Annotated in this window: 17 protein-coding genes, 4 tRNA genes and 1 pseudogene; 16 read left to right on the top strand and 6 right to left on the bottom strand. The window is 56.0% G+C overall.

Annotated features, from left to right (window positions below; all coding sequences use genetic code 11):
- The first annotated feature begins 14 nt into the window (after positions 1–14).
- Both KSY55_RS05520 and KSY55_RS05515 read left to right on the top strand, forming a co-directional pair.
- Positions 15–91 (top strand) — tRNA-Arg (locus tag KSY55_RS05520).
- An 86-nt stretch (positions 92–177) separates the two neighbouring features.
- A complete protein-coding gene (locus KSY55_RS05515; protein WP_004219610.1) occupies positions 178–2166 on the top strand; it encodes a translation factor GTPase family protein in 1989 nt (662 codons plus the stop codon).
- 128 nt (positions 2167–2294) lie between these two features.
- On the opposite strand, the gene KSY55_RS05510 is transcribed toward KSY55_RS05515, so the two are convergent.
- From KSY55_RS05510 to KSY55_RS05495, 4 genes are all read right to left on the bottom strand, one after another.
- Positions 2295–2370: transfer RNA gene (locus KSY55_RS05510), tRNA-Gly, on the bottom strand.
- A gap of 33 nt (positions 2371–2403) precedes the next feature.
- Positions 2404–2476: transfer RNA gene (locus tag KSY55_RS05505), tRNA-Val, on the bottom strand.
- 45 nt (positions 2477–2521) lie between these two features.
- Positions 2522–2593, bottom strand: a tRNA-Val gene (locus tag KSY55_RS05500).
- An 84-nt stretch (positions 2594–2677) separates the two neighbouring features.
- A complete protein-coding gene (locus KSY55_RS05495) occupies positions 2678–3286 on the bottom strand; it encodes a GNAT family N-acetyltransferase (protein WP_226555485.1) in 609 nt (202 codons plus the stop codon).
- Positions 3287–3564: 278 nt separating this feature from the next.
- Here KSY55_RS05495 and KSY55_RS05490 point away from each other — a divergent pair, with 278 nt between their 5' ends.
- From KSY55_RS05490 to KSY55_RS05435, 12 genes and pseudogenes are all read left to right on the top strand, one after another.
- Complete coding sequence (locus tag KSY55_RS05490; protein WP_055063099.1) at positions 3565–4221, top strand: amino acid ABC transporter permease; 657 nt, start codon at positions 3565–3567, stop codon at positions 4219–4221.
- A complete protein-coding gene (locus KSY55_RS05485) occupies positions 4208–4882 on the top strand; it encodes an amino acid ABC transporter permease (RefSeq protein WP_055063100.1) in 675 nt (224 codons plus the stop codon). The genes KSY55_RS05490 and KSY55_RS05485 overlap by 14 nt, the downstream gene beginning before the upstream one ends.
- A complete protein-coding gene (locus KSY55_RS05480) occupies positions 4875–5711 on the top strand; it encodes an amino acid ABC transporter ATP-binding protein (RefSeq protein WP_065446935.1) in 837 nt (278 codons plus the stop codon). Before KSY55_RS05485 ends, KSY55_RS05480 begins: the two co-directional genes overlap by 8 nt.
- A 72-nt stretch (positions 5712–5783) precedes the next feature.
- Entirely contained in the window at positions 5784–6692 is a 909-nt protein-coding gene (locus KSY55_RS05475; RefSeq protein WP_004219603.1) for a cysteine ABC transporter substrate-binding protein, read from the top strand.
- Between the two features lie 254 nt (positions 6693–6946).
- Entirely contained in the window at positions 6947–7969 is a 1023-nt protein-coding gene (locus KSY55_RS05470; RefSeq protein WP_217749593.1) for a ketopantoate reductase family protein, read from the top strand.
- Between the two features lie 39 nt (positions 7970–8008).
- Positions 8009–8887 (top strand): MetQ/NlpA family ABC transporter substrate-binding protein, encoded by an 879-nt coding sequence (locus tag KSY55_RS05465; RefSeq protein WP_217749592.1) that lies wholly within the window; start codon positions 8009–8011, stop codon positions 8885–8887.
- 155 nt (positions 8888–9042) lie between these two features.
- On the top strand, positions 9043–10104 hold the full coding sequence (locus KSY55_RS05460) for a methionine ABC transporter ATP-binding protein (RefSeq protein WP_117793604.1): 1062 nt from the start codon (positions 9043–9045) through the stop codon (positions 10102–10104).
- A 5-nt stretch (positions 10105–10109) separates the two neighbouring features.
- Positions 10110–10769, top strand: a complete 660-nt coding sequence (locus tag KSY55_RS05455; RefSeq protein WP_004219596.1) for a methionine ABC transporter permease — start codon at positions 10110–10112, stop codon at positions 10767–10769.
- 62 nt (positions 10770–10831) lie between these two features.
- The gene (locus tag KSY55_RS05450) at positions 10832–12010 is read left to right on the top strand and encodes a pyridoxal phosphate-dependent aminotransferase (RefSeq protein WP_217749591.1); all 1179 of its coding nucleotides are present in this window, start codon (positions 10832–10834) and stop codon (positions 12008–12010) included.
- A 227-nt stretch (positions 12011–12237) separates the two neighbouring features.
- Positions 12238–12806 (top strand): annotated as a pseudogene (locus tag KSY55_RS05445) (PLP-dependent transferase); the annotation flags it as partial.
- A gap of 193 nt (positions 12807–12999) precedes the next feature.
- Positions 13000–13257 (top strand): mycoredoxin, encoded by a 258-nt coding sequence (locus KSY55_RS05440; RefSeq protein ID WP_004219588.1) that lies wholly within the window; start codon positions 13000–13002, stop codon positions 13255–13257.
- Between the two features lie 255 nt (positions 13258–13512).
- Positions 13513–14412, top strand: coding sequence for an SPFH domain-containing protein (locus KSY55_RS05435; RefSeq protein ID WP_033524268.1), 900 nt, complete (start codon positions 13513–13515; stop codon positions 14410–14412).
- On the opposite strand, the gene KSY55_RS05430 is transcribed toward KSY55_RS05435, so the two are convergent.
- The gene (locus KSY55_RS05430) at positions 14372–14530 is read right to left on the bottom strand and encodes an AAA family ATPase (RefSeq protein ID WP_254881872.1); all 159 of its coding nucleotides are present in this window, start codon (positions 14528–14530) and stop codon (positions 14372–14374) included. The two genes, KSY55_RS05435 and KSY55_RS05430, sit on opposite strands and share 41 nt — an antisense overlap.
- A gap of 356 nt (positions 14531–14886) precedes the next feature.
- Positions 14887–15324 (bottom strand): transposase, encoded by a 438-nt coding sequence (locus KSY55_RS05425; protein WP_065435083.1) that lies wholly within the window; start codon positions 15322–15324, stop codon positions 14887–14889.
- 298 nt (positions 15325–15622) lie between these two features.
- Here KSY55_RS05425 and KSY55_RS05420 point away from each other — a divergent pair, with 298 nt between their 5' ends.
- Both KSY55_RS05420 and KSY55_RS05415 read left to right on the top strand, forming a co-directional pair.
- On the top strand, positions 15623–16357 hold the full coding sequence (locus KSY55_RS05420) for an ABC transporter ATP-binding protein (protein WP_004219579.1): 735 nt from the start codon (positions 15623–15625) through the stop codon (positions 16355–16357).
- A gap of 24 nt (positions 16358–16381) precedes the next feature.
- A complete protein-coding gene (locus KSY55_RS05415; protein ID WP_211129013.1) occupies positions 16382–17503 on the top strand; it encodes a COG1361 S-layer family protein in 1122 nt (373 codons plus the stop codon).
- The last annotated feature ends 1 nt before the right edge of the window (position 17504 follow it).

Genomic DNA, 17504 nt, shown 5'->3' with positions numbered 1-17504 from the left:
ACTGTGTTTAGTTTGGCCCTGTAGCTCAGCTGGATAGAGCATGTGACTTCTAATCTCAAGGTCGCCGGTTCGAGCCCGGCCGGGGTCACCATCAAGCCCTCGCGTCGTTTCATGCGGTGCGGGGGCTTTCCTGTCCATTGAACGGCAAGCCATTGGCTTGCGAAGATAGGGGAGACCATGAAGCGAATCGTCGCGGGCATTCTGGCGCATGTGGACGCGGGCAAGACCACGTTGTCGGAGGCGCTGCTGTACGCTACCGGCCAAGTACGCAAACTCGGCCGCGTCGACCACGGCGACGCCTTCCTCGACACGGACGCCATGGAACGGCAGCGCGGCATCACCATCTTCACCGAGCCGGCCGTCATCGCCACGCCCGACCTCACCATCACCCTGCTCGACACTCCTGGACACGTCGACTTCTCCGCCGAAACGGAACGTACGCTCGCCGTGCTCGACTACGCCATCCTCGTCATCTCCGGCGCGGACGGCATCCAAGGCCATACCGAAACGCTGTGGCGACTGCTCAATCGCTATCAGGTGCCCACATTCGTCTTCGTCAACAAAATGGACTCGCCCGGCGCCGACAAAACGCAACTGCTCGCCCAACTCAAGAAACGCTTCTCGGACGGCTGCGTCGACTTCACCGAGCCGATTGACGGCGAACGCATGGAGGAGATCGCCATGCAAAACGAAACGGCCATGGACGCGTATCTCGACACCGAAACCGTGCCGGACGAAACCATTCGCGCCATGATCGCCCGCCGTGAGCTGTTCCCCTGTTATTTCGGATCAGCGCTGAAAATGGACGGTATAGAACAGTTCGTCGCAGGTTTCGAACGGTTCGCGCAAGAGCCGCAATACAATGGCGAATTCGGCGCACGCATATATAAGGTGTCTCATGACGCGCAAGGCAACCGTCTGACCTGGCTCAAGGTGACCGGCGGCGAACTGAAGGCCAAGATGATGCTAAGCGGCACCGCGCACGCCGGCGACGCGGATGTGGTTGCCGAAGACGGCCAATGGCATGAGAAAGCCGACCAGGTGCGCGTCTATTCCGGCGCGAAATCCACCACCGTCGACACGGTCCCCGCAGGCACCATCTGCGCCGTCACGGGTCTGACGCAGACATTCCCCGGCGAAGGCCTCGGCATGGAGCGGGACGCCGGCAGTCCGGTCCTCCAGCCGGTGCTCACGTACACGCTGGAACCGGGGGAGTGCGACATTCACAAATGTCTCGTCGCCCTACGCGAACTGGAGGACGAGGATCCGCTGCTGCACGTCGTCTGGCAGTCTCGCCTAGAGGAAGTGCACCTGCAGTTGATGGGCGCGGTGCAGCTGGAGATCATCCAGCAGATCATGCACGACCGTTTCGGCCTGGACGTCACGTTCGGACCGGGCAGCATCCTGTACAAGGAGACGATCGCCGCGCCGGTCGAAGGCATCGGCCATTTCGAGCCGTTGCGTCACTACGCCGAAACGCATGTGCTGCTCGAACCGCTGCCGCAGGGCTCGGGCATGGCATACGCCACCGTGTGCAGCGAGGACGTGCTCGACCGCAACTGGCAGCGCCTCATCATGCAGCATTTCCAGGAACGCGAGCATCTGGGCGTGCTCACCGGCTCGCCGATCACCGATATGAGAATCACGCTGCTGACGGGCCGTGCGCATCTGAAGCACACGGAAGGCGGCGATTTCCGCCAAGCCACCTACCGCGCGATACGCCAGGGCCTGATGGAAGCGAAGAAGAAGGGCGATTGCCGTCTGCTTGAACCTTGGTACGGCTTCCGTCTGGAAGTGCCGCAGGACATGGTCGGACATGCGATGGCCGACATCCAGCGCATGTCGGGCACGTTCGACACGCCTACCGGCGACGGCGAATATATGGTGTTGAACGGCACGGCGCCGGTATCCGAAATGCGTGACTATGCGATGGACGTGAACGCGTACACGCACGGCCGTGGCCATTTAAGCTGCGTGTTCGCCGGCTACCAGCCGTGCCACAATGCCGACGAGGTGATCGAGAACATGGCTTACGATCCGGAATCCGACCTGGAGAACACGCCGGATTCGGTGTTCTGCGCGCATGGCGCCGGCTATCCGGTCAAATGGTACAAGGTCCCCGAATTCATGCACCTCGACTACGCCTGGCACGGCGAAGAGGCGTAAAACATGTAGATAGGCTGCCGACGCCGGACTGTGCAAAGTTCCGCGTGTCGGCAGTTTTTTTTTTAAAAAAAAACGCGAGTGGAGTAGATGTGTGAGAAAAAGAAAACCCCACACGAGGTGGGGCTTGGTGGAGCGGACAACGGGACTCGAACCCGCGGTCTCAACCTTGGCAAGGTTGCGCTTTACCAACTAAGCTATGTCCGCAAAGAACTTCCGCCGTGAGAAGCGGAAATTCAGTGGGTGATATAGGAATCGAACCTATGACCCCTTCCGTGTGAAGGAAGTGCGCTAGCCGCTGCGCCAATCACCCGTGGGATAATTCCACCGGTTTCCCGGCTTCGTTACCCGCTTCGCGTGGGCGATACAAGATTCGAACTTGTGACCCCTTCCGTGTCAGGGAAGTGCGCTACCTCTGCGCCAACCGCCCGAAGCGAGTGCTAACTTACGTGGATTCTCGGCGGAATGCAAATCGTCGGCGTGTCGCGATGGTGTTGCGAGGGGTGACTCGCCGTCAATTAGCGATCGAAACCATTGGAATTTCCATGGTTTTTGCGTCTGGATCGGACTTGACGAACGATTCTTCAGAAGGGGATTGCGTCAACGGCAAGCGCATCTGATGCCATGCCACATTGCCGTGCGTCGAAGCAGACATGCCTTCGTCCACGAATCCCAGGCGGGCGTAAAATCCGACAAGACGTTCTTTGCATGTCAGCACAATGCCTTTGCGTCCGGCAATCGTCGAATCAAGGATCACACGACGCAGCAGATAGCTGGCGCAACCGCGATGCTGGTAGACGGGAGCCACATCCACGCCGAAAATCATCTGCCAATCACCCTGCTCGTCATGCATGGAAACATCCTCATACATGACATCAGCCAAATCTTTCTCATTGGTCGTCATGCCATTGACGAAACCAACCAACGTGCCATCTTCCACGGAAGCGGGGAAGCAGGCGTCGTCATCGGCGTCAGTGTTGATCAAAAGCCAGAAATGTTCCGGATATGTGGCGACGCGTGCGGTCAGGCTCTCGTTCGTTGCGGCCTCCGCAGGCGGGAAGCAGGCAGCCTCCACAGCCTCAATCGCGTCCAAATCCTCCATCGTTGCATGTCGAATGAGCATGTGCATACTCTCTCGCAAGGCATACCCAATCTTCACATTTCGATATGAGCTGACGGCGGAAAGCGCCGACGTGCAATACTGTGGCAAGGATTACCGGGAAGCATTTCTTGAAGGTTGATAAACGCTTATACGAAAAACCGATAACGACGTGGCCTGTTCCGTGATTATCGCGCGGTACGATGGGGCGCGTTCAAGGCTAAAGCTTGGAAACAGCCTGAGAAGGCTTCAAACGATCCGCAGAACATTCGAAAACCTAGCGAGAAAGAGGGGAGGCGCGTGTGTTCGACTGGACATTCGTGACGCACTACGCGCCGTTCTTCGTCAACGGTGCGGCGATGACGTTGTTCATTTCCGTATTCGGCATCGTGCTTTCGATTGTGGTCGGTCTCATCTGCGCGGGCATTGAAATCGCACGCATCCCAGTGTTGAAGCAGATTGTGCGCGTCTACATCGAACTCAGCCGCAACACGCCGTTGCTGGTACAACTGTATTTCCTGTATTTCGGTCTGCCGAAGCTTGGCGTTGTCTGGTCCGCGGAACAATGCGCGATCGTGGGACTCGGCTTTCTCGGCGGCTCCTACATGGCCGAAGCGATGCGTGGCGGCCTCGAAACCATTCCGAACGTGCAGCGCGAATCCGCATACGTGCTGGGCCTGAGCCAATGGCAGACCTTGAGCCGCGTGGTGATCCCGCAGGCCATCGGCACGTCCATCCCAGGCATTGTGGCCAACGTGATCTTCCTGATCAAGGAATCATCCGTCGTGTCGGCCATCGCGCTCGCCGACGTGATGTACATGGCCAAGGATCTGATCGGCATGTACTACAGCACGTACGAATCGTTGCTGATGCTGGTCGTCGCGTACTTGGTGATTCTGCTGCCGATTTCATTGTTCGGCACTTGGCTGGAACGGAGGTTCGACTATGAGCGGCGCTGAGATTCTGCTCGAGCCGGGCGTGTTCCCGCGCCTGCTGCAGGGCCTGTGGGTTACGGTGTGGATCGCCGGTGTTTCGGTGGGTCTTTCCATTCCTGTGGGATTGGTCGTCGGCTGGCTGATGACGATGAAAAATCCCGTCATCCGTGTGCTGACCAGGATTTATTTGGATTTCATTCGCATCATGCCGCAATTGGCGTTGCTGTTCATCGCGTTTTACGGTTTCGCCCGTGCGTGGAATTGGAATTTGGATGCGACCGGCGCATGCGTGTTCGTGTTCGTGCTGTGGGGCGGCGCGGAATTGGGCGATTTGGTGCGTGGCGCGCTTGAGTCGATTCCGAAAGCCCAGTATGAGTCCGCGTATGTGCTTGGGTTGAGTGGCTGGCAGACGTTCGTCACAGTGATTCTGCCGCAAGCGTTGCGTAGGCTTCTGCCGGCTTCGGTGAATCTGGCGACACGAATCGTGAAAACGACGTCGTTGGCCGTGCTTCTCGGCGTGGTCGAGGTCATCAAAGTGGGTCAACAGATCATCGACGCGAACCGTTTCCAATACCCGACCGGAACCTTGTGGATCTACGGGGTGATTTTCTTCATGTACTTCATCGTGTGCTGGCCGCTGTCCATCGTGGCCCGCCGACTGGAAAAGAGGTGGTCGCATGACTGATGCAGCGGGCAAGCAGACTCAGGCAGGCCAGGCAAGTCTTGGGATTGCGCATTTGGTCAAGCAGTACGCCAATGCCGACAGGCCAGTGCTGAACGATATTTCGTTCGACGTGCCGCATGGCAAGGTGTTTGTGATCGTTGGGCCTTCCGGTTCCGGCAAATCGACGTTGTTGCGCACCATCGCAGGCCTTGAGCCGATTCAGGGCGGCACCATTTCGCTCAACGGCGAAGTGATCGAAACGGGCAAGCCGGGCACTGAGTCCGCTGGACGCAGCAAGCGCAGCAGCGAACTACGCACCCGCGTTGGCATGGTGTTCCAAAGCTACGACCTGTTTCCCAACAAAACCGTGCTTGGCAACATCACACTGGCGCCGACCTTGGTGCAGAAGCGAGATAAGGGCGAAGTCGAGCAGGAGGCGATCAGGCTTCTGGAACGCGTCGGCCTTGCCGACCGCAAGGATTCCTGGCCGCACGAGCTTTCCGGCGGCCAGCGTCAACGCGTGGCCATCTGCCGTGCGCTGATCCTGCATCCGGAAGTGCTGCTGTTCGACGAAGTCACCGCCGCGCTCGATCCGGAAATGGTGCGCGAAGTGCTCGACGTGATGCTCGAACTCGCCGATTCCGGCCAGACCATGCTCATCGTGACGCACGAAATGCAATTCGCGCGAGCCATCGCCGACCAGGTGATCCTGCTTGAAGATGGCGGCATTGTGGAACGGTCCGACGATGCCGAACGATTCTTCACCAATCCGACCACCGAACGTGCCAAGCAGTTCCTGCATACGTTTGAATTCGACCGGCACCGCAAGTCCGCCGATCAATCCGAATAATCAAGACAAATGGCGAGAATCGGCGAAACCCAAGATTTTGATAGCAGTCATCTTTGCAAGAGAGGAGAAACCATGACCGCATCAATCATCAACAAAACATTCAAGAGCATCGTGGCCGCATCGGCCGCGTTGATCATGGCAGCCTCCGTGGCTGCTTGCGGTCCGTCCGCGGCCACTCCGAGCGACGAAGGCTCCACGGGTAGCGATTCCAGTTCCAGCAGCAGCGCCACCGCCCGCACTCTGGATGAGATCAAGAAGTCCGGCAAGCTCAAGGTCGCCGTGTTCTCCGACAAGGCCCCGTTCGGCTACGTCGACAAGGACGGCAACTATGCCGGCTACGACGTCTACTTCGCCGAGCGCTTGGGCAAGGATCTTGGCGTAGACGTTGAATACACCTCCGTTGACGCCGCCGCCCGAGTCGACGTGCTCACCTCCAACAAGGTCGACATCACGCTGGCCAACTTCACCGTCACCGACGAGCGCAAGGAGAAGGTCGACTTCGCCAAGCCGTACATGAAGGTGGCGTTGGGCGTCGTTTCCCCGGAAAACGCCGAAATCACCGACGTTGACCAGCTCAAGGGCAAGACCCTGATCGTGACCAAGGGCACCACCGCCGAAACCTTCTTCGAGAAAAACTACCCCGACATCAAGCTGCAGAAGTACGACCAGTACGCCGATGCCTACAACGCGCTGCTCGACGGCCGTGGCGACGCCTTCTCCACCGACAACACCGAGGTGCTCGCATGGGCCAAGTCCAACAAGGGCTTCAAGGTCGGTATCACCGAACTGGGCGATAAGGACACCATCGCTGCCGCAGTGCAGAAGGGCAATAAGGAATTGCTTGACTGGATCAACGACGAAATCGACAAGCTTGGCGATGAAAACTTCTTCCACAAGGATTATGAGGAGACACTGAAGCCGGTGTATGGCGACGAAGTCGATCCTGATGAAATCGTGGTCGAAAAAGGTGTGGTCGACTGATAACTAGTTAATCAAACTAAATATTTTGAACCTTCCGTCGCTTCAGGTGGAAGGTTTTTCTATATTCAGATAATCATATTTACATACAAATATATGATTGCTGATAACGCTATATAAAAAACAATTATTACGATTCGCGCCTTCCATAAAAAGCGTATATAGCCACGCCGATGTTGCCATGTTGTTTTTCCGATATCTTGTGATTGTCTGCTTGAAAAACAAGCGAGATGTTTTACGAGAGAGGAGCGCGGAACATGAAGTACGCAGTGATCGGTGCCGGCGGAATGGGCATCCAGTACGGTGTGCTGCTGCAGGAATTCGCGCACAAAGACGTCGACTTCGTCGATACATGGAAGCCGAATGTCGAGAAGATCCGCGAGCTGGGCGGTGCCTACGTGTCGCAAGACGGTGAAGACCGCCATCTCGTGCCGATCAACGTGTACTATCCGGAGGAATACGCCGGCCAGCCGGACGTGTGGATCGTGTTCCTCAAGCAGATGCAGCTTGACGGCGTGCTCAAGCGCTGCGCCCATCTGTTCAATGAGAAGCAGATCGTGTTCTCCGCCATGAACGGCTATGGACACTTCGAAAAGCTCAACGAATACTTCTCCACAGACCGCATTTACGGCGGCACCGCACTGATCGGTGCCTACGTGTACGGCCCCGGCGATTTCAACTTCACCGGCGGAGTACATGCCAAGGCCATGAACCTGTGTGCCTACGCGGATGATGTGACTGACGAGGTGAGCAAACACGAGCAGGCGCTGTACGAGGATTTCGCAACGGCCACGCTCAACCCGACCATCGTGGACAACTTCATCGGCATGTGCATGGCGAAAATCGTATTCAACTCGGTACTGAACACGCTGTGTACCATGTACCAGATTCGTTTCGGCGAATTCCATGCGCATCCCGACGCGCGTTGGCTCACCGAACAGCTGGTCGATGAAGCCTACAGTGCGGCCGAAGCAGCCGGATACCAACTGTTGGGCACGCGCGAAACGGAAGTCGAAACCATTCTGCACACCGCGGGCGTGGCACATCCGCTGCACTATCCGTCCATGTATCAAGACCTGACCAAGGGACGTCCAACGGAAGTCGACTACATCAACGGCTATATCGCCAAAGTCGGACGCGAGCATGGCTACGAATGCAAGCTGCACGAATTCCTAACCCGCGAAGTGCATCTCGCCGAACAAGCCTTCGCCATCCACAATCCAGACATCGTCGCACAGGCCAAAGCCGACGTCGAAGCCAGTAAGCCGGTAACGGAATAATCGTATTTTTTCAAAACAAGTAGGAGAGGGAAAACAACCATGACCATCGCTATTTTCAAGAAGCCGAACGGCATCAAACGAATCGTTGCAGCAGTACTTGCCGCTGCAACACTTATTTCCGTTGCGGCATGCGGTTCCGGCAACAGCGCATCCGCATCCAAGGAAAGCCTGAACACCACGAAGGGCAAAACCACCACAATCACCGTCGGCGTGTGCGCAGGACCATACGGCGACATGGTCGACAAGGTCATCGCGCCACTGCTGAAAGATGACGGTTTCAAACTGAAAACCAAGCTGTTCAACGATTATGTGCAGCCCAATAAGGCACTTGCATCTGGTTCCATTCAGGCGAATCTTTTCCAGCATGGCAATTATCTGAAGAAGTTCACCGCCGACAACAATCTCGACCTGACCTCCCTTGGACAGACCCCAACCCTTGGCCTGGGCATCTATTCCAACAAGTACAAGTCCATCGATGACATCGAAGACGGAGCTACGGTCGCAATCGCGAACGATGGCTCTAACCTGGCACGTTCTCTCGGCGTGCTCCAGCAGCAGGGTCTGGTGACGCTCAAGGGCGAAGTCGATGCCACCAAGGCTACGGTCAACGATATCGCATCCAATCCGAAGAACCTCAAAATCAAAACGATCGATGCTGCACAGCTGGCCCGTTCCTTGGACACCGTTAATGTGGCTCTGGTGCCGGGCAACTACTCTTGGGCTGCTGATCTGAAGCCTGCCGACGCGCTCGCCATGGAAAAGCAGGATAATGGCGTGATCGAAGTGTTCGTGGTCCGTACCCAGGACGTCGATTCCGACTTCGGCAAGGCCGTCAAGAAACTGCTCGTCAGTCAGAAATTCAAGGACGCCATCGCCAAGAGCGAGTTCAAGGATTTCGGCAAGCCGACCACTTGGTGACCGCTGCAGCGCGGCGATAGGTAATATGCAAAGACCCGTATGAATTGGGAAACTCATACGGGCTTTATGCAAACGAGATTCATCAAACGAAACGTATCGAACGAAACGTATCGAACGAACGTAAACACGTACTTGAACGGAATGAGGAACGAACCATGAGCGTTATTGAACTCAACGACGTGTCCGTGACCTTTCATGAAGGCGGACGAACCGTCGAAGCGGTCAAACATGTGAACATCAGCGTGGAAAAAGGCGAAATCTTCGGCATCGTGGGCTTCTCCGGAGCAGGCAAATCCACGTTGGTGCGCACCATCAACCTGCTGGAACGACCGACGGGCGGTCATGTGGTGATCGACGGCAGCGACATCACCGCACTCAAAGGCGGTCAGCTGCGCGACCTGCGCAAGAAAATCGGCTTTATTTTCCAAGGATTCAACCTGATCACCAATGTCACGGTCGGCAAGAACATCGAATTCGCGCTGAAAGCCGGCGGATATCCGAAAGCGCAATGGTCGGCACGCATCCGCGAACTGCTGGCACTGGTCGGTTTGGAAAACAAAATCGACAGCTACCCGTCAAGCCTGTCGGGCGGGCAAAAACAGCGTGTATCCATCGCACGTGCGCTCGCCAACAAGCCGGAAATCCTGCTGTGCGATGAAGCTACCAGCGCACTTGACCTGGAAACCACGGAAGGCATTCTGGCGCTTCTGCAACGCATCAACCGCGAACTGGGCATTACCATCGTGTTCATCACGCATCAGCTTGACGTGGCGAAGCAGATTTTCGACCGAGTGGCCGTTATGGAAAACGGTGTGGTAGCGGAGCAAGGCAACACCTTCGACGTGTTCAGCACGCCGAAGCATCCGACCACCAAAGCGTTGGTGGAACGCTATCTGGGCATTGCGGTGCCGCCGCAGCTGGTGCCGTCGCTGCCGGCCGGCACCATCGTGGAACTGCGATACAAGGGGGATGCGGCACTCGAACCGCTCATCAGCCGGGTCGCGCAGGATTACGGCGTGAGCATCGACGTGCTGCATGCGAATGTGGAATATTTCGGTTCGCAGGCCATCGGCATTCTGATTGTGCTCGTTTCTGGCGCGGGGGAGCCGCTGGTGCAGGCGTTGAATACGTTGAGAACGCATGTGTTCAGCTATCGGGAACTTGATCGTGGGCAGCTGGTTGTGGCCGCCGAAGCTGCGGATAATCAGGAGGCGTGAGAACAATGGAAGAAACTCTGGAAATCCTTCAAGACAATCTCGGTCAGGCGTTGATCGACACGGCATACATGGTTGTGGTGTCGGCGATTATCGGCGTGGTGTTGGGCACGTTGGTGGCGTTGCTGCTGTATTTGACCGAAAATCGTTTGTTCACGCCGAATCATGCGTTGAACGTTATTGTCGGTTTCATCGTCAACGCGATTCGTTCGCTGCCGTTCCTGATTCTTATGGTGGTGCTCATTCCGGTTGCGCAATTGATTCTGGGTGATCCTTACACGCCGACAGGTGGCGCAATTTCCCTGTCGATCGCCGCGGTGCCGTTCTTTGCGCGAATCGCGGAAAGCGCGTTTTCCGAAGTTGATCCGGGCTTGCTTGAAGCTGCCATCTCCACTGGTGCCACCACACGCCAAATCATTGTGGATGCGGTATTCCCTCAGGCCTTGCCGTCGTTCATTCGTGGTGTGGTGCTCACCATTATTTCACTGATTGGCTATTCCGCAATGGTCGGAACGATCGGCGCTGGCGGCATCGGCGATATGGCCATTCAATACGGCTATAACCGTTACGAAACCGGCGTGCTTGTCGTGATTGTTATTATTCTGATCGTCATTGTGCAGATCATTCAATGGATCGGCGATTGGTTCGCACGCAAGGTGACGCACTGATGGTTGCGTATATGCGTGAATGTGCGCATATACAGTCGCACGATGATAGGGAGGGTTGATGAATGACTTCGTATGTTTCTCCTGTTGCGTTCACTACGGTGGCGCAGTCGATTCCGCCGAATGTGTTCGCCGATATGGATCGCAAAGTGGCTGCCGCGGTTGCGGACGGGGCCGATGTGATTGATTTGGCCAAAGGCAATCCGGACGCGTTTCCTGCTGATTTCATTCGAGAAGTAGCCAAAAAGGCGGTTGACGATCCGGCCAATGCCCGGTATTCGCCGTTCGACGGCAAACCGAGTTTTCTGCAGGCTGCCGAACAGTGGTATCGCAATACGTACGGTGTTGAGGTCGATTGGAAAACACAGCTTTTTGCCGTGGAGGGCGCGGTTGATGGTCTCGCGGCGCTGTTCGCGGTGTTGGTCTCCCCGGGCGACGCTGTGGCGTATGCGGATCCGTATTACCCCTCGTATCATTGCATGACGGTGATGAGCCGTGCCGAGGAGGTTCTGCTGCCGTCACTGCCAGAGCGCGGCTTCCTGCCGGACTTGGATGCGGTGCCTGCGCAAGTGTGGAATCGTGTGAAAGTGCTGGTGCTCAACTATCCGAACAATCCGACGGGTGCGCAGGCTCCGCGTGGGTTTCTGCAACGTGCCATCGATTTGGCTCATGAATATCATTTCGCGATCGTGCAGGATTTCGCTTATGCGGGATTGGGGGTCGATGCGCAGCAAATCAGCATACTGTCGCTGCCGGGTGCCTTCGATGTTGCGGTGGAAGTATGCTCACTGTCGAAAATGTATGCGATGGCCGGCTGGCGTGCCGGTTTCATCGCGGGCAACGACGACATTGTGTCTCATGTGAAGCAGTACCACTATCAAATGGGTTCCATGGTTACGTCCAGCATTCAAGACGCGGGCACTGTGGCACTGCTGTCGGATCAGAGCTGTGTGGCCGAACTTGCGGAACGGTATGCGTCTCGTCGCGAAATCGTGGCAGGTGGATTGCGTGAAGCCGGACTTGATGTTTTCGATTCAGACGGTGGCATCTACGCTTGGGTGCACGCTCCTGAAGATCAGACGGGTGAACAATTTGCCGCCGCGCTGTTGAAACGTGCGTCCGTCGCCGCGCTGCCGGGCACGTGTTTTGGCAAAGTGGGCAAGGATTACGTACGATTCAGCCTGCTTAAATCCGAGGACCAGTTGCGTGAGGCTGTGCGCCGGGTGGTTGCTGTGCTAGCGTAATTTTTCCTGCGTAGCCTTTTATGTATGAACTGGCGATTGCGGTGCGATGCCTTGCATCTCCGCCGTTTGATAGCCGCTTACAAGAAAACGTTATGGCGATTCGCGCGTTCTATAGCCAACGTTGATAAGGTGCGGCGCGCGTTGAAACGCAGGATGCGGTTTAGTGGGTACCAGTGACCGCGTGAATGGCATGCGGCAATGAGCCACAACCCGAGGGGGTGCGCACCATGACCAGATTCAACACTCAGTTTGTCCACGGACTGCCGGTCAACGATAACAACACCGGAGCCGTGAACCCGCCGACTACGAAGCGCTTGATGCCGCTGTTTCCGGGCACTCCGCCAAGGGACCCGCGCATGGTTGTCCGGCGAAGGCCGTGTATTTCGAAGTTCTTACCAATCCGTTGCTGCAGGTCAACAATGTGACGAAGATTGCTGAAATCGCTCATCGCTATGGTGCGATTTCCATTGTCGACAACACATTCGTTACCCCGTATCTGCAGCTGCCACTCGACCAAGGTGCCGACATCGTCATCCATTCCGCTACCAAGTATCTGGCCGGCCATTCCGAAGTCAACGCCGGTCTTGTGGTGGTCAAGGACGACGGGTTGGGCAAACGTGTCTACTTCGCGCAGAATCGTTTGGGTGGCGTGCTTGCGCCGAACGAATGCGATTCGGTGCGTCGTGGTATTCAGACGCTCGCCCTGCGCATGGACCGCCAGCAGGAGAACGCGCGTGCGATCTCCAGCTATCTGTTGCTGCATCCGCTGGTAAAATCCGTGCATTATCCGGGATTGTCGGGGCATGAGTATGAGATTTGGACATTGTTCAGGAAGTTGCGGATGAGGTGACGGTAATGAAAGACGGCCATCTTGTCGAATATGGAGCTGTCGGTTCCGTGTTACGACACCCTAAAGATGCGTATACGAAGATGTTGCTTGAGGCATCGCCTAAATTTGATGAGATTAATGCCTCGTAAGGAGTGATTTTATGATTGACAATGCGGCAATTGATTTCTATGGAGCCGACTGGTGCGGCGACTGCCATCGAGCCAAGGCAGCATTAGACCGTTTCGGGGTCGCCTACAGCCTTCATGATATCGAGCATGAGGATGGTGCTGCAGAGAAGGCCATTGCGATCAGCGGACAACAGCACATTCCCGTGATTCGGTTCGCCGATGGCTCATGGCTGGTGGAGCCTTCGGCCACGCAGTTGCAAGCCAAATGCAAGGAACTCGGCCTGATCTGATTCAACATTGCGTATGCCATCTCACGAGTCGGACAAGGAGAATTGTCTCCTGTTCGGCTCGTAGACGTATGTGGGTCGGCTTCCGGACGGTCGATGTCCGGCTTCCGAATGGACTTTGCCCAACTCGCGGACATTGTCTGCACGTGATTGCATTCTTTGGTAAGTTTTTGCTTGGGTTCGGCAATGGTTGCAGAACCTACGGAAAGCCGTCAATCAACAGGCTTTCGAGAGAAAACCAAAGAAGGGAGTAATGTCATGCCGTTCCTTATTACGCTCCTTGTCATTGCACTTATCGTCGCGTTCCTGTTCCTGTCCACGTTGTTTATCGTGCCGCAGCAGCAGGCCTATATTATTGAGCGTTTCGGCAAATTCAACAAGGTGCAGTTCGCCGGCATTCATATTCGAATCCCGTTCGTGGACCGTATCGCCATGAAAACCAACATGCGCGTCAATCAGCTTAATGTGCAGTTGGAGACCAAGACGCTTGACAATGTGTTCGTCACGGTGGTGGCGTCCACTCAGTTCCGTGTTGACCCGAGCAATGTGGCCACCGCATACTATGAGCTGCGTGATCCGGCTGGTCAGCTGCGTTCCTACATGGAGGATGCGCTGCGTTCCGCCATTCCTGCATTGTCTTTGGACGATGCCTTCTCCCGTAAGGACGATGTGGCCTTTGACGTACAGAAGACCGTCGGCAACGAAATGTCCCGCTTCGGTTTCACTGTGGTCAAGACGCTGATCACTGCCATCGATCCGAGTCCGCAGGTCAAGAACGCCATGGATTCCATCAACGCTGCCCAGCGCGAGAAGGAGGCCACCCGTCAGCGCGCCGAAGCCCAGCGTATTCAGATCGAGACCCAGGCGGCAGCCGAGGCTGAGAAGACCCGTCTTCAGGGTGAAGGCCAGGCCAACTATCGTCGTGAGATCGCCAATGGTATCGTCGACCAGATCAAGAGCCTGCAGGCAGTCGGCATGAACGTGAACGACGTGAACAATGTGGTGTTGTTCAACCAGTATCTCGACACCATGCGTAATCTCGCCTCGTCGCAGAATGCGAAGACGGTGGTGTTGCCGGCTTCGACGCCTGGCGGTTTCAACGAGATGCGCGACCAGATCACCCAGGCCATGATGTCCGCGGACGAAGCTGCGAAATAGTCGCAGAATAGCCGTGCCGATGCTCTGCATCGATGACAAGATGACCTTCGTATTCGTGTTGTGCGAATTCTTGCGCCAAAGTGCTTTTTCCAACACGTCGTGCTCCCTCAATAAGCATGGCGCGCTTGCCATTCGACGGGCTTTTCCAAGCCATGAGTGTTTGATATGCCTTGCGCCTGAAGAGCATGGTGTACTCCTTGAAAATTAAGGCATTTACACGAAATGCAGAGTAAGGACAGCGCATTTTATACACGAAATGCAGAGTGTCGATACGGGGCGAGGATGTTTCGCTGACGTTCCAGAGGCATGAAGAATCCCTCCTTTCGAGACGGCCGCTTATATGTGACGGAGAGCGCGGCGGTGAAAGGAGGGATTATTGTTTGGCGCGTTGCCGTACCGCAACGCACGTCTATGTGATTGGCCTGTCGGCAATGACCGTGTTTTGCGCACGCATGTCATACGTTTCGGCGTATGTCACGCCATGCTGACAAGACCTTCCCTGGAGTTTGAATTCGGCAGTGAGCAGTTCATCGCATGTGATTCAAGCAGGTGAAGCTGTTTCTGCAGGTCCATGACTTTCTTTTCCAGCCATTTGATGGTCATGGCTTGGGTGATCACCAGCAGATCGCGCTGCCCGGAATCGGATTTGTTTGCCAACGTTTGTGCTTCAAGCATGATTTTCGGATCGGCTTTCCAACGGGCGATCGCGCGTTCGATGCGCTTGCCTCCCATGATTTTCGGATCAAGACCTGCGCTGGCGAAAATACTGGTAGGACCGTTGCCGCGCAGATATTGCGCCATGCAACGCACCTGAAATTCCTTCGAGTACGTGATGCGGTCCATGGAAGCTCGCTCCACCGCGGGCAGGGTGTTCAGGTAATACACCTCGGTTTGAGTAAAACGACGACGCATGATGGTTCCCCTTGTGTGATATGCGGATGACGCTTCCGACAACGTCATCCGAATGTCTGCCTCGTTGTTTTCATTCTATTTTTGCGAGATTCGGGGATTTTGCCGTCTGGCACGAAACGAAGTGTTTTTGGCACGAAACGAGAAAACCACCCTAGTTAGGGTTGTTTTAGGAGGATGTGAGACGGGGGTCTGTGCTTCTCGGGGTATTCCCCTAAGGGATGCAGGGAACTGGAAAACGGTATAAACTCGGTTGTGGGACAGACGTATTGACGCCGTGTGGGGGAGGGCAATGAAGACTATGACAGATCATGAAGGGCAAGAGTCGATGGCGGGGACGCGCAGACCCATCATCGAAGTCAAGAATCTGCGTAAGGAATATCCGGTGCTCGACGAAACCGTCGTGGCGCTGGAACGCATCAATCTCACCATTCCGCAAGGGCAGATCTGCTGTATCTACGGCGAATCCGGTTCTGGCAAATCCACTCTGCTGAACCAGCTAGCAGGTATGGAAAAACCGACCAAAGGCGGCGTGCGCATCGGGGGAGTGCCCATTTCTCGGTTGAATGAACGGCAATTGGCGGAATTTCGGCAAAAACATCTTGGTTTCGTATTCCAGTCATACAACCTGCTTCCCAATCTGACTGCCGTGGAAAACGTGGCAATGCCGCTGATGTTCCAAGGCATGCCGAAAAACAAGCGTGAGGCAATCGCCAAGAAAATGCTGAAACGAGTAGGGCTCGGCAAACGCATGAACCACTACCCGACGCAAATGTCGGGCGGACAGCAACAGCGTGTCGGCATCGCGCGAGCGTTCGCAGCCAGACCGCAAGTCGTATTCGCCGACGAACCGACCGGCAACCTCGACTCCAAAACCAAAACCGACGTGATGAACATGATCTGCGCGTTCGCTCGCGACCTCGACCAAACCATCGTGCTCGTCACCCACGATGACAATATGGCGCAATATGCCGACCGTATCGTAACGCTACTTGACGGACGCATCATCGATGACCGTCTGATGAACAACGCGTGACGGCAGAGAAGAGAAGGAAATTCCATGAGTAACAGCAACCATTCCGCAAAATTCATCAACATGCTCATCGCATTGATGGCGTCCATCGCCATCGCGCTGACCTGCATTGTGCCGACGGCGCTCGCCGAAGACGGTGATGGCACTGACGACAACAACGGCGGCTCCACCGTGCAGCCGGCCGGTCCGGTGCCGAACATCATCATCACCAACTTCACCTATGGCGACGGTTCCGTGGCGGTCGGCACGAATTTCGATCTTGGCTTCACCTTCCAGAATATGGGCAAGGTCGCGGTCGGCAATATGGTCGTGACCGTTGACGGCGGCGAGAATTTCGCCATTTCCGGCGGTACGAACACGTTCTATTACGATTCGCTGTGGGCGGGCTATTCCCTGACCCAGACCGTGCCCATGCAGGTGCTGTCGAGTGCGAAGAACGGCGCGCAGGGCATCGATATCAACTTCAAATACGAGTATGTCGATGGCGGCACCCGCAATTCCAACACTTCGGATATCAAGATTTCCGTACCTGTTTCGCAGCCCGACCGTTTCGAACTGGGCGATCCCGTGCTTCCAGACGCCATCAATGCGGGCGAGGAATCCACCATTTCCATGGAATACGTGAACAAGGGCAAGGGGGATGTATCCAATGTCGAAGCGTCCATCGAGGGCGACGGCATCACCGCCACGCAAGCCACGCAGTATATCGGCAATGTGGCGTCCGGCGCTTCTGGTTCCATCGGATTCGCTTTCACTGCGGATGCGGCCGGCGAATATGATGCCAAACTGAAGGTGACGTACGAGGATGCCGACGGCCAGCAGCAGACCAAGGAATCGCCGGTGAAGATTACGGTGTCTGAGGCTCCGGCTCCCGCCGATCCCGGTATGGATGTTGACCCGCAGGAAAATCAAGGCATTCCGACTTGGGTGTGGATTGTCGTTGCCGTGGCTGTCGTTGCCGTGATCGCCATTGTGGTTGTGGTGGTTGTGCGTCGCCGCAAGAAGGCGAAGAAGGCTGCCGAGGATGACGATTGGGATTGGGATCCCTCCGATTCGCATGCAGGTGCTGATGATGGTGCGGCTAATACGGCTGGTGCCATTGACGCGCCGACCCAGGTGATTGATTCCGTGCCCTCCGACAAGGAGTGAG

Source organism: Bifidobacterium sp. MSK.13.1 (assembly GCF_019131435.1).
GTDB lineage: Bacteria > Actinomycetota > Actinomycetes > Actinomycetales > Bifidobacteriaceae > Bifidobacterium > Bifidobacterium pseudocatenulatum.
The sequence above is the reverse complement of the archived record's forward strand: the minus strand, read 5'-3'. Positions and strand labels throughout refer to the sequence as shown.